11 protein-coding genes are annotated in these 13,528 nt (G+C 36.6%); 2 read left to right on the forward strand and 9 right to left on the reverse strand.

The window, feature by feature from the left end:
• Window positions 1-108 precede the first annotated feature (108 nt).
• Both WMO14_RS02850 and WMO14_RS02855 read right to left on the reverse strand, forming a co-directional pair.
• A complete protein-coding gene (locus WMO14_RS02850; RefSeq protein WP_349153234.1) occupies window positions 109-828 on the reverse strand; it encodes a phage minor capsid protein in 720 nt (239 codons plus the stop codon).
• An 8-nt stretch (window positions 829-836) separates the two neighbouring features.
• Window positions 837-1,706 carry a hypothetical protein gene (locus WMO14_RS02855; RefSeq protein WP_349153235.1) on the reverse strand — a complete coding sequence of 290 codons (870 nt, stop codon included), beginning with the start codon at window positions 1,704-1,706 and terminating at the stop codon, window positions 837-839.
• A gap of 151 nt (window positions 1,707-1,857) precedes the next feature.
• On the opposite strand from WMO14_RS02855, the gene WMO14_RS02860 reads away from it, so the two are divergent.
• Window positions 1,858-3,030, forward strand: a complete 1,173-nt coding sequence (locus WMO14_RS02860) for an SIR2 family NAD-dependent protein deacylase (RefSeq protein WP_349153326.1) — start codon at window positions 1,858-1,860, stop codon at window positions 3,028-3,030.
• Between the two features lie 469 nt (window positions 3,031-3,499).
• On the forward strand, window positions 3,500-4,570 hold the full coding sequence (locus WMO14_RS02865) for a tyrosine-type recombinase/integrase (protein WP_349153236.1): 1,071 nt from the start codon (window positions 3,500-3,502) through the stop codon (window positions 4,568-4,570).
• 227 nt (window positions 4,571-4,797) lie between these two features.
• Here WMO14_RS02865 and WMO14_RS02870 read toward each other — a convergent pair whose 3' ends face one another.
• From WMO14_RS02870 to asd, 7 genes are all read right to left on the reverse strand, one after another.
• Window positions 4,798-5,808: a GGGtGRT protein gene (locus WMO14_RS02870; protein WP_022203705.1), complete on the reverse strand. Its 1,011-nt coding sequence runs from the start codon at window positions 5,806-5,808 to the stop codon at window positions 4,798-4,800.
• A 14-nt stretch (window positions 5,809-5,822) separates the two neighbouring features.
• Window positions 5,823-6,527, reverse strand: coding sequence for an iron-sulfur cluster assembly scaffold protein (locus WMO14_RS02875; protein WP_022203704.1), 705 nt, complete (start codon window positions 6,525-6,527; stop codon window positions 5,823-5,825).
• Window positions 6,528-6,661: 134 nt separating this feature from the next.
• Window positions 6,662-8,728, reverse strand: coding sequence for a methyl-accepting chemotaxis protein (locus WMO14_RS02880; protein ID WP_055174212.1), 2,067 nt, complete (start codon window positions 8,726-8,728; stop codon window positions 6,662-6,664).
• Between the two features lie 86 nt (window positions 8,729-8,814).
• On the reverse strand, window positions 8,815-9,483 hold the full coding sequence (locus tag WMO14_RS02885) for an LbetaH domain-containing protein (RefSeq protein WP_055174211.1): 669 nt from the start codon (window positions 9,481-9,483) through the stop codon (window positions 8,815-8,817).
• A gap of 11 nt (window positions 9,484-9,494) precedes the next feature.
• The gene (locus tag WMO14_RS02890) at window positions 9,495-11,495 is read right to left on the reverse strand and encodes a DNA topoisomerase (RefSeq protein WP_055174210.1); all 2,001 of its coding nucleotides are present in this window, start codon (window positions 11,493-11,495) and stop codon (window positions 9,495-9,497) included.
• Window positions 11,496-11,577: 82 nt separating this feature from the next.
• Complete coding sequence (gene yfbR / locus WMO14_RS02895) at window positions 11,578-12,162, reverse strand: 5'-deoxynucleotidase (RefSeq protein ID WP_055306078.1); 585 nt, start codon at window positions 12,160-12,162, stop codon at window positions 11,578-11,580.
• A 222-nt stretch (window positions 12,163-12,384) separates the two neighbouring features.
• Window positions 12,385-13,473: an aspartate-semialdehyde dehydrogenase gene (gene asd / locus WMO14_RS02900; protein WP_055174209.1), complete on the reverse strand. Its 1,089-nt coding sequence runs from the start codon at window positions 13,471-13,473 to the stop codon at window positions 12,385-12,387.
• Window positions 13,474-13,528 lie beyond the last annotated feature (55 nt).

Raw genomic sequence — 13,528 nt, forward strand, 5'->3', positions numbered from 1 at the left:
ATGGTAAAGACCCGCTGCTATTGCCGAAGACATTAACGGATAATTACCATCACTTGCATCACCTCCACTCCACACATCATCTATCAGCACCTTTCCAACAAATGGAAGTCACTTAGGACAGGCATTAGCACGCTTATTCATAATAACTGTACTAATTCCCCAAGACTGTCTCATTTCTCCCTCTCCAGTTAGATATGCACGCTTGCTGGCTGTCTGAATAGCCATTCTGGCATAATCTTTTACTGTATGCCTGCTGCCATTCGCATATTCAATACAGTTAATACCAGCTTTAAGAAAATCTCTTGTAGCCATATCAACTGCTTTCTCATATGTTCCTGCACCCGTATTCGCATACACCTGAGCATTGAATATTATCTGCCGGTATTTATCCTCCGACATTCTTAACATAGAATGTTCAGCTCTAGTAAAATCCGCCTTTGTGGCTTTTATAAGTGCATCTAACTTCCTGGTATTTAATTTAAAAAAAGCACCCTCAGTGCCCTGTGACACTTTGGATGCTTTAAGCCCTTTTTTAATTGCCCTTAATATCTTCTGTTCCTGCTCTGTACCGCCTGCCTGCCTGGCAGCGTATATCATTGCATCTATCGAATCATTGATATTACTGAATGACTTTTTAAACTTCTTTTTGTTTTCAGCCTTATATCTCTCCAACGCCTTTATCTGTTCCACCTGCCATTGTGTCCAGTTAAATCCCTCTTTAGTCTCTTCTGCCCTGTGGCCGTCAAGATTCCGTATCATTGAAGCTATCAGCTCATCTTCTATAGCTCTAAAGGCTTTCTCTATGTCATAATCTGTGTTAAGTGCCATAAGTTACCTCACTTGTTATCAAAACCTGTGAAACTGTTATCAGCGCCATCAACTGTGAAGTCATCTGCCTGCATATTAAGTGCCGGCTCTTCCATATCAGATATACCCTGTTCAGCCTTAAGCCTTGCAATCTCTTCCTGCTTCCATTCATCATCCTTGGTATCTCCATACAGCTCATCAACAGATGCCTCTATGCTCATAATACCGCCCTGCTTAGCCTTGCTGACTGTCTCAACCTGGCTCTCAAAACTAGGATTCGCATACTCGCCAAATGTCACATCAATATCTATATCCTTAATTGGTGTCTTATGAAATGTATCCATAGCCTTAAATACTATATCTACAAGCTTTGGAAGCACCTTCTGCAACTGTCCTACAATGTTATTTCTGCTATATAATGTTGCTTTTTCCTTTTCTCTCTGTGCTTCCGCATTATCCAGCTTCTTAACATCTATACCCAGCGTTGATGGACTCATAATACCTTGTAAACAGAGATCTAATGCTGTTATATATGTTGCAAGGTAGCTTTCGTGGGGAATATTCCCCTGTACTAGGTCTATTTTATTAGTTTGTCCCTCTTTCATACTTGCCTCTGTACTTATATAAGCATTATCAAAGGCATTGGGCTTTAAAACCTTTCCTGTGTACGGATTTCTTGGGAGCATATTTTCTGGAATGTATTCCTTTGTTCTGTTTTTCCTTAAGGCATCCATCCACTGTGACCAAGCCTCATCTAGTGCATCAAAATTATCTATTTTGGCATCAAATATGCTCTTGCCTCTTCCTTTATATCTGGCTGATTTATAAAACATCATAGGAACTGCCATAATAAAATTGTCATTCCATACTACATCTGAAAGCCCTGCAAGCTCAGGCACTGTATCCAGAGGGCATTCCTTGTCTCCATTTACAAGCTTATATCTAACATATCCTATTCCATAATGCTCAAGAAGAACATTAAAATCAGCGAATTATCTTAACAAAGAAAAAGAATTATTCCAAAACCTAAAAAATAAAGTTTCTGCTGTCATAACCACTAATTATGATCAATTTCTGGAAAAGGAGATTTTTAATAATGATTACACTGTTTTCAGACACCAGTATGAATTATTTTCCGCTGACAGTTATAATTCAGCAGAAATTTATAAAATACATGGATGTGTCACTGATGCCGATTCTATCATTATTACTGAAAAAGACTATAAAGAATTTACTGATTCAAGAAAGCTAGTTATTGCTAAAATGCTTACTCTATTTTCTGAGTCACCAATAGTATTTTTAGGATATTCTTTCACCGATGAAAATATTCGTAACATTGTAGCAGATTTCTTATCTTGTCTTACAAATGAACAACTAGACAATATTGACGAACATTTTGTATTTATATCATTTAAAAAAGGGGAACGTAAATTAATTGAAACCAAAAATACTATTATTCTTCCTAACGGGCAAAAAATACCCGTTACTGAAATACAAACAGATAATTATCTAAAAGTATTTAGTACACTTAACAAAGTTGTTCCTGGAATATCTCCAATTAGAATTCGTGACACTAAGCGCATTGTTCGAAAAATTGTTGATGAAAACCTTGATTCAGCTAATGCAGAATCAATAATTGTTGGATTAGATGACCTTGATAATATGGATTTATCTTCAAAACCATTAGCTATTGCTGTCGGATACCGAGATAACATTCTAAACAAATACGGATATGGTCTAGTTGATACTGCACTTATATTTGAGGATATTATTTATGATAACAAAAATTTTTCTGCTAAAGAAATGTGTACTGTGCGATTCAAATCTATACCTTGCAATCTGCTTATGCCTGTATATAAATATATTAAAAAAGCAAATTACACATTAATACCAGATTCTCACTTAAAAGTATATGTAGATAAGCACAGCACAATTGATTTAATACTTGGCACATCTGTAAAGAAAACAATTAGCAAATTGCCACACTATACTAATTTTAATGAACTTAAGGCTGGCATTGAAGAACAAGAAGACATTAAGAAAGTTCCTGCTTTAATATTAGCCAATATAGATTTACTTGATATTAATACTATGCGTACTCTTTGCAAAGATATGTTTTTGAAATCAACACCTGAACTACTTAAAGATAACACTTACTTCAAACGATGTGTAATGTGTCTAGATTATTGGGAAAATTATCAATCTCAATTAAAAGAAGAATAGCTAGTGAACCTTTTTTGGTACACACCAAAAACATCACTAGCTAAACTCATAAAATATATACGAACATTTAAATATGTTCTTTACAACTAATCAATTCACAAGAATTTTTGGCCGTTAGGTAAACCCTATTATAGCATTAAATTCCATAACGTGAACCACAATCAAATAATAACATTATGGTTGTTGAATGTCAATTTTTTTTCACTTTTTTTACAACTTTTTAGTCGATAAAATATAACTTTTTTCTACATTTAATAATGTTAATAAAAACCCTTGTGCTACCAACACAAGAGCCTTTACCACGATACTTACATAAGTTAGCTGTGCCTATGATATAATACCGCCCTGAACAAGCTGTATTATATCATTCCTGACACCACTTTTGCAAGTAGGTGTTATTTTTATACTCTAATTTAACCAATTAATAAGTTACACCGGTGCAACTTCGATTAACGAAAGGAATGATAATATGAAATTAGCTAATGGAATGGGTAGCGTATATAAGCTATCTGGAAGAAGACGTAAACCATGGGTTGCTCGTAAAACAAAAGGCTGGGATATTGATGAAAAAACTGGAAAAACCAAACAGCTCTACATGACTATTGGATATTTTCCCACAAGACAGGAAGCTCTTACTGCTCTTATTAATTACAATGAAAATCCATATGATATAGAAATCAATAACATAACATTTGAAGAAGTATACGACAAATGGAGCTCTGAACATTTTTTAAAAATATCTCAAAGTGGTGTAAGAAGTTGGATAAGTGCTTTTAATCATTCCAAACCGCTTCACAAGATGCGTATGAAAGATATCCGGGCTAATCATCTTGAAGGAACAATACATAATGCTAATGTTGGTGAAGCTACCAAACAACGTATGAAAAGCTTATATAATCTTATGTATCGATATTGTCTGAAAAATGATATCGTTGATAAAGATTATGCAGCCCTTTGTGAAAGTGTATCACGTGGAGAAACCAAAATAAAGCGTGTACCATTCTCTGATGAGGAGATAATGAAGCTGTGGGATAACATAACATATCCATTCACTGATATGGTTTTAATAGGCATATACAGCGGTTGGAGGCCTCAGGAGCTGGCTATTCTTAAGATAGCTGATATAGATTTAGATAACTGGTCCTTCACCGGCGGTCTGAAAACTGATGCTGGCCGTAATCGTACTATACCTATTCATCCAGCCATCCAGAAGCTTGTTAAACAGAATTATGATAAAGCCATACAAATGCATAGTGCTTATCTGTTTAATGATCAAAATGGACAACAAGGTACGTATCTTACTTATGACAAATATCGTGGTCGCTTTAATAAAGTTATGATGAAGCTTAACCTGAAGCATAAACCACATGATACAAGACATACATTTATCAATGCTGCTAAAGCAGCTAATATGAACGAATATGTATTAAAGATAATCGTTGGCCACGTTATAGAAGATGTTACAGAAGCTGTATATACCCACAGAACTGTAGATCAACTTCGTGAAGAACTTATTAAAATCGACCTTCCTAATCCATAATATAATATCAAAACAGACTGCTGATTATCACATACTGCAGTCTGTTTTTTGTTAGTTATGTGTTAGTTACGTCTGTTAGTTACCTGTTAGTTACTTGTTAGTTACGTCTATAAATTCACGTTATTTTATACATTTTCAGAATATATTTATTTTAATCGTATATAATGCAAAAACCGCCGCAATCCCAGTGATTACAGCGGTTTAACGCTTATTCTATATTAGATTAATTAGAACTTACCTTCATCAGCAGCCTGCTGTACAGAAACAGCAACAGCAACTGTAGCACCAACCATTGGGTTGTTACCCATACCGATAAGACCCATCATTTCTACATGGGCAGGAACTGAAGATGAACCAGCGAACTGTGCATCTGAGTGCATACGTCCCATAGTATCTGTCATACCATAAGAAGCAGGACCTGCTGCCATATTATCTGGGTGAAGTGTACGACCTGTACCACCACCTGAAGCTACTGAGAAGTACTTCTTGCCAGCTTCAAGTCTTTCCTTCTTGTATGTACCTGCAACTGGATGCTGGAATCTTGTAGGGTTAGTTGAGTTACCTGTGATAGAGATATCAACATTCTCCTTCCACATAATTGCAACACCTTCTGTTACGTCATTAGCACCGTAGCAGTTAACCTTAGAACGAAGTCCGTCAGAATATGCGATTCTTTCGATTTCCTTAACTTCGCCTGTAGCATAATCCATCTCTGTCTCAACGAATGTGAATCCGTTAATTCTTGAGATAATCTTAGCAGCATCCTTACCAAGACCGTTAAGAATAACTCTAAGAGGTTTCTGTCTAACCTTGTTAGCCTTCTCTGCGATACCAATAGCACCTTCAGCAGCAGCGAATGATTCGTGACCTGCTAAGAAAGCGAAACATTCTGTATCTTCTTCAAGAAGCATCTTACCAAGGTTACCATGTCCAAGACCAACCTTTCTCTGGTCAGCAACTGAACCTGGAATACAGAATGCCTGAAGACCTTCACCGATAGCTGCAGCAGCTTCTGAAGCCTTTCTGGCACCCTTCTTGATTGCGATAGCTGCACCTACGATATAAGCCCAGCAAGCGTTCTCGAAACAGATAGGCTGAATGCCCTTTACCATGTTGTATACATCTAAACCAGCATCTTTAGTAATCTTCTCAGCTTCTTCTATAGATGAGATACCATAGCTGTTAAGTACAGCGTTGATCTGGTCAATTCTTCTCTCATATGATTCAAATAATGCCATTATATTCGTCCTCCTTACTTAACCTCTTCATCTGTTCTAGGATCAATAATCTTAACTGCATCAGCAACACGGCCATACTGTCCAGCTGCCTTCTCATATGCTGTGTTAGGATCATCACCCTTCTTAATGAAGTCTGTCATCTTACCAAGGTTAACGAACTTATAACCAATAATCTGATCATCCTTATCAAGAGCGATACCTGTTACATATCCCTCTGCCATCTCTAAGTAACGTGGTCCCTTTGCAAGAGTACCATACATAGTACCAACCTGTGAACGAAGTCCCTTACCAAGATCCTCAAGACCAGCACCAACTGCTAAACCGCCTTCTGAGAAAGCACTCTGTGTTCTGCCATATACAATCTGTAAGAATAATTCTCTCATAGCTGTATTAATAGCATCACATACTAAGTCTGTATTTAAAGCTTCCATAACTGTTAAGCCTGGTAAGATTTCAGCGGCCATAGCTGCTGAATGTGTCATACCTGAACATCCGATTGTTTCAACTAAAGCTTCCTGAATAATACCTTCCTTAACATTTAATGTAAGCTTACATGCACCCTGCTGAGGAGCACACCAGCCAACACCATGTGTAAAACCTGAAATATTCTTAACTTCCTTATTCTGTACCCACTTTCCTTCTGTAGGAACTGGAGCAGCGCCATGATGAACGCCCTGTGCTACTGGACACATGTTTTCAACTTCCTGTGTATAAATCATCTTATTACTCCTTTCGTTATATAAGGGATCCGGACATAACCGAACCCCTTTATCCTTGCATTATTTTCTCACATCATACTGCGTAAGTCAATTATGATTGTGTAAAAAATATCAAAATTTATCGGAAAATGTAATTAAAGCTCAAATCTGTTAATTGCTTCTGTTAAATGAGTAGCAATTTCATCAAGTTCAACTGTAAACTGGTTAAGTGTATGCATAGTTGCATTAACTTCTTCTGCCGATGCAGATACTTCTTCTGAAGCAGCTGCTGTTTCTGTAGATACAGAAGCTACGTCTTCCATACTCTTAACAACATTTTCACGGCTTGCATCCATCTGCTCATTAAGAGAGGCTATATTATCAAGACCTTCCTTTAATGCATTGACAGCATCTGATATATGTCCAAATAATTCTTTGGCATCATTAATTGACTTATTCTGTTCATCAATTATATCAACGCTTTCGTCCATAGTCTTTTCTGCAACTACTGATTTAGCACTTATTTCCTTAACAATCTGCTTAATCTCATCTGTAGATGACTGTGACTGTTCTGCAAGCTTTCTGATCTCGTCAGCAACTACTGCAAAACCTCTTCCACTCTCACCTGCTCTTGCAGCTTCAATACTTGCATTAAGAGAAAGCAAGTTAGTCTGTTCTGTGATCTCAGTAATAGCATCTGATATAAAATTAATCTTATTGATACTTTCAATCATCTCATTAACTACGTTCTTAGAAAATCTTGAATTATCCTTTGACTTTTCGCCCTTTTCAATAAGATCATCAACAATTGTAAGACCCTGATCACTAAGCTGCTTAGTTTCAACTGACATATCATTAATATCACTTACATAAGCCTTTGTTTCGTGAAGCTTAGAAGCAAGTAATTCAACCTCAGAAGTTGCCTTCTGTGTACTCTCTGCCTGTCCTGAAGCTCCGATTGATACGCTCTGGATAGCCTCTGATACCTGATTCACTGTCTCTGTTGTTGATTCACTTACATTTGAAATCTTCTGTGAAGCAGTTATAAGTACACCAGACTTTTCTTCAACACCCTTAATAAGTGATGATATCTGGTCTGCCATAACATTGTAGTTAGCCTCTGCCTGACCAAGCTCATTCTTGCTCTTTACATTAATTCTATATGTAAGCTTACCATTAGCCATCATATTCATAGCATTATTAAGTGTCTTAAGTTCCTTAGTAACCGCTCTTGTTATAATTAAAGCTATAACAATACCAATTATAAGTGCAATAATAGCAAGTTCAATTGTTGTCTTTGCAATCTTATTAACAACTGCCTGTGTCTCTGATTCGCTGATAAATCCCATAAGTGTCCAGCCTGTAACAGCATCCTTTGAAGTTACAATATGTACTGACTCCCCATTAATCTTTTCATCAAAAGAAAATGTTGTGTCATACTGGTCTTCCGAAAGATTCTTAATTGTATTCCAGCACTCAAGCGATGTTACATTATCCTGGACATTAGTATTCTTATCATTATCTACAAGAATCTTTCCATCTTTATTAACAAGTATTACATATCCTGTATTAAGAAGTCCTATATTTTTTACATAATCCTCAACTTCTGCGAAATCAATATTAAGACCTACAGCACCATAGTTAGCACCATCTGTATATTTAATTTCCTGTGAAACTGTGAATATAGTCTTTCCTGATGATGAATCTACATATGGATCTGAGAACTGTGAATATATAGTATTTCTTGCCTTAGAGCCTATACAGTTCTGATACCAGCTCTTGCTTGTATCGTTAACACCTCTTGTAAGACCTCCCTTATTAGCTGTCTTACCTGTCTCTGGGTTAATCTCTGCCCATCCATCAACTCTTAAACCTGTCTTAGTTGTAAAGAAAGCAAGTTCTGCTCCATTAGTTACCTTAACAGATGCAACTAATGAATCTTTTATTGCCTTAACATTATCATCAAGCTCCCCCTGATCTTCCAAATGCTTAATCTCATTCTTACGTGTAAGAAGATCGACTGGCTGTGACAGAGTCTTTAAATATGTTGTAAATCCCTCTTGAACATTATCCAATGTCTGCTCACTTGTCACTTCTGTGTTTGCATTTATCGATGTCTTAGTTATCCTGATAGAACCAAGCGATACAAGAATTATTGCAACGCATACTGCAACGGCAAACGATAATACCAATTGAGAACCAATTCCCTTAAAAGCTTTCATATCTTTACCTCACCTTATTTTTTTATTATTTTATAAATGTTCACATTGTGTTCACATTTATACTTTCGACATAATAACATATACTCTTAATATTTTTCAACCACTTCAGCCCTATTTTTATAGATTGAACCCGATTTAATACAACCTCTGACACTTGAAAGCGGATATATATTACTATTCCTTCCAATTATAGTACCTGGATTAAGTACACTGCCACATCCTATCTCAACATTATCACCAAGAAATGCTCCTATTTTCTTAATTCCAGTGTCTATATTTCCATCTGGTCCTTTTATTGTAATAAGCTTCTTGTCAGACTTTACATTAGATGTAATTGAACCTGCACCCATATGTGCCTTATAGCCTAATATTGAATCTCCCACGTAATTATAATGAGGAACCTGCACATTATCGAACAATATGACATTTTTTAACTCTGTTGAATTACCAACGACTGCATTTTCTCCTACAACAGCCTTTCCTCTTATAAATGCACAATGCCTTACTTCTGCACCTTTGCATATAATAGCAGGACCTGCTATATACGCCGAGTCAAATACTGTTGCTTCCTTATGTATCCATATGTTATCACCTCTCTTATAATATTCCTTTTGTGGAAGTGAATTACCAAGTCCAACAATATAATCACCAATCTTTGATAATACCTCCCAAGGATACACAGCACCTTCAAATATTCCTGCGGCTATAGTCTTATCAAGACTAAACAACTCTTTGATTGTAATCTGTTCGTTCATAACTTTCCTCCTTATTTATAATTTTTTGCGGTCTCATTAAATAACGTAACAAGCTGTGCCTGATTACGCAGGTCTTTAACCGCTAATGTTCTTCTTCCAACAAAGCCTGACAGCTTCTGCATATATTCGTCGGCGGTTATACTTCCCTCAGCAACATATGTAAGCCCCTTTTCCCAGCTTGCTGTAAGTTCAGGATTTAACAACTGCTTAATAGAATTATCGACAACATCATATATTATTTCACCAAGCAGGGTAGGTGTTATTATCTGGGTCTTGGTATTAGTAAAAATGTATTGGTTGGAGTTAAGCTTTTTAAGTATCTCTGCTCTTGTTGCACTCGTACCAATTCCACTACCCTTTATCTGTGCCCTCAATTCTTCATCTTCTATTAACTGCCCTGCATTTTCCATAGCAAGAATAATTGAACCCGAATTGTAACGCTTAGGTGGCGATGTTTCACCTTCCTTTATATTAAATTCCTTAAATGATATCGGCGAACCTTTTTTTAAGCTTTTAAGACTTTCTATCAGTGATGTATCTGCATTTTCCTGCTCATCCTGATTTTTATCTGTATCTGCCATCTTATTCTTTCCGAATGAATTCTTCGCAACCTTAAGGTAGCCCTCGTCTACAAGCACTTTAAATGTAGCATAAAGCTGTTCATCTTTTACAACTGAGGTAATGCTCACCTTCTGGTATATAGCCGCTGGATAGAATATGCTCAGAAATCTTCTGACAATTATCTCATATGTCTTCTGTGCAGTTGATGATAATGATGATAAACTTCCAAATCCCTGTCCTGTAGGAATAATGGCATAATGGTCAGTTATTGCTTTATCATTGCAATATCTCGTCTTCTCTATTCCTTTGTACATATTACTATCTAATATCTGCTGTGCATACTCTCTGGCTGGTGCATAATTTCTTAGGCCTCCTATATTCTTGTATATTTCCTTACAGACAGCAGTTGATAGCACTCTCGCATCTGTTCTTGGATATGTAACAAGCTTTTTTTCATATAACTCCTGAATTATATTAAGTGTCTGGTCAGGACTTATCTTGAATAATTTACTACATTCGTTCTGTATTTCTGCAAGATTATACAATAACGGAGGATTTTTTGTTTCCTTTTTCCTTGAAGCTTCCTTTACAACGCCCTCTGCAGGGAGTGGTTCTGATAAAATATCCACAAGCTCCCTTGCTTTATCCTTATCCTTAAACCCATTATCCTTATATAGATATGGTGTATTATAATATCTGCTTGCCTCACACACTCTCCACTCGGCGTCAAATGTATGCTCATTAATATCCGCTGTTCCTATAACCCTGTAGAATGGTGTCTTGACAAAGCTTCTTATCTCTCTTTCCCTTCTTACAACCATTCCCAGAACACAGGTCATAACACGCCCAACAGACACAACTGCCCTGTCAAGATGAAGATAATTGGCAATATTTCTTCCATATTTTAATGTAAGAACCCTCGAAAAATTGATACCCATAAGATAATCTTCTTTTGCTCTTAAGTATGCAGCATCACTTAGATTATCATATTCTGATATATCTTTAGCGGTATTAATACCTTTAAGAATCTCTTCTTCTGTCTGGGAATCAATCCATACCCGCCTTTCCTGCTTGTCCTTTACCTTGGCTTCCTGCCTTACAAGCCTGTATATATATTCTCCCTCACGTCCCGAATCGGTACATACATATATTGTATCTACATCAGCTCTGTTTAAAATGCCTTTTACTATATCAAACTGCTTCTGAACAGCTGGAATAACTTCATATTTAAAAGTCTGTGGAATAAATGGAAGTGTATCAAAACTCCACCTTTTCAATTTCTCATCATAGGCATCCGGATAACTCATTGTAACAAGATGTCCAACACACCATGTAACTATATGATTATCCGCCTCAAGATAACCATCTTTTCTTTTAAAATCCGTATGCAGTGCCTTGGCAAATTCCTGCGCAACACTCGGTTTTTCCGCTATATATACGGATTTTCCCATATCATCACTCCATTCTTTATACTATTTTTCACTATCTGACAGATAGATTTTTGATATTAACGCTATCATTTATAAACCATAGCTATTTCGACTCATCTAAAGTCTTAAAAAATGCTGGTATATATTCTTTCATATAATAATCAGCTTCTTTTATCTTCATATCCCTAATAGAATTATATATTGTCTTTTCTGCCTCAAGAAAATCGCAATTCCCCATTTTCTTTTCCTCTATACACTTTATATAAGCTGAAATTCTGTCAGCTGCTTTAACATACTCCCATAATCCTGCTTCATTTTCTGTTTCTAAAAGAAGCCCTTCATATCTTGCCCTTAGAACTTCTGGAAGTCCTGATAACATCTGCTCATTAGCCACCTGCTCGACTTCTTTATACGCATTTCTTATATATGGACTGTAATACTTAACAGGCGTTGGCATATCCCCTGTAATTATCTCTGTCACGTCATGATACATTCCAAGTACCGCAAGACGTTCTGCATTAATATCCCCGCCGAACACTTCATTATTAATAACACCAAGTGCATGTGCAATAAACGCAACTTCAAGACTATGCTCGGACAAGTTCTCATTGCGTGTATTTCTCATAAGCCCCCATCTGTTGATATATTTCATTCTTGACAGCATTGCGTAAAAATAATTATTCTTCATATTCCATACATCTCCACGCTTCCATATATTTGTAATATTATAAGATATATTGTAAGTTTTTGCAAATTCCGTATAATTTTCCAAATAAATAAGGAAGATAATCAGGCTCAACGCCTTTTCATCTTCCTTATATATTTATTAATCTTAATAACTATTAATTGATGGCTCACACTAAACCGCCTGTCAATATTATAGCTATTATATACTAATTATTCTGATATCTTATTTAGCTGTAATGTAACCCTGAGCCTTAAGAAGTTCTGCACATAATACAGCTCCACCTGCTGCTCCTCTTAATGTATTATGTGAAAGACCTACAAACTTGTAATCAAATACACTGTCTTCTCTTAATCTGCCAAGTGAAATTCCCATTCCATGCTCATAATTAACATCAAGCTTAACCTGTGGACGGTCATCTTCTTCAAGATACTGGATAAACTGCTTTGGTGCTGATGGAAGATCAAGCTCCTGTGGTGCTCCCTTGAAGTTTCTCCATTTTTCGATAATCTGTTCCTTAGTAGGCTTCTTACCAAAGTTAACAAATACTGCCGCTGTATGTCCATCAAGAACTGGAACTCTTAAGCACTGGCAAGTAATAACTGGCTCAGCAGCAGGAACGATTTCACCATTCTCAACTGTACCAAGAATTCTAAGAGGTTCTTTTTCTGACTTTTCTTCTTCTCCACCGATATATGGAATTATATTTTCAACCATCTCTGGCCACTGTTCAAATGTCTTACCAGCTCCAGAAATAGCCTGATATGTAGTAGCTACAACAAGCTTTGGCTCGAATTCCTTAAGAGCTGCTAATGCTGGTGCATAACTCTGGATTGAGCAGTTAGGCTTTACAGCTATAAATCCTCTTGTAGTTCCAAGTCTCTTCTTCTGTGCCTCTATAACCTTAGTATGTTCTGGGTTAACCTCTGGAAGAATCATAGGAACATCTGGTGTCCAACGATTAGCACTATTGTTAGATACAACCGGAACTTCTGCCTTTGCATATCTTTCTTCTAATGCCTTAATCTCTGCTTTTGGCATATTAACTGCACAGAATACGAAATCAACCTTAGATACTATCTCATCAAAGTCTTTATCCATATCATATACAGGCATCTTCTTAACGAATTCTGGCATTGCTGTCTGCATCTTCCAGCGTCCCTCAACAGCATCTTCGTAAAGCTTTCCTGCTGAACGTCCACTTGCTGCAACTAACACTACATCAAACCAAGGATGATTTTCAAGTAATGTTATAAATCTCTGACCTACCATGCCTGTACCACCAAGGATACCAACTCTTAACTTCTCGCTCATTATAGTCCTCCAATTATTGTTATTCTAATTGCCTGAAAACAATTTGCGCGTTTTG

The sequence above is a fragment of the Lachnospira rogosae (ex Hitch et al. 2025) genome (genome assembly GCF_040096455.1).
Lineage (GTDB): Bacteria > Bacillota > Clostridia > Lachnospirales > Lachnospiraceae > Lachnospira > Lachnospira rogosae.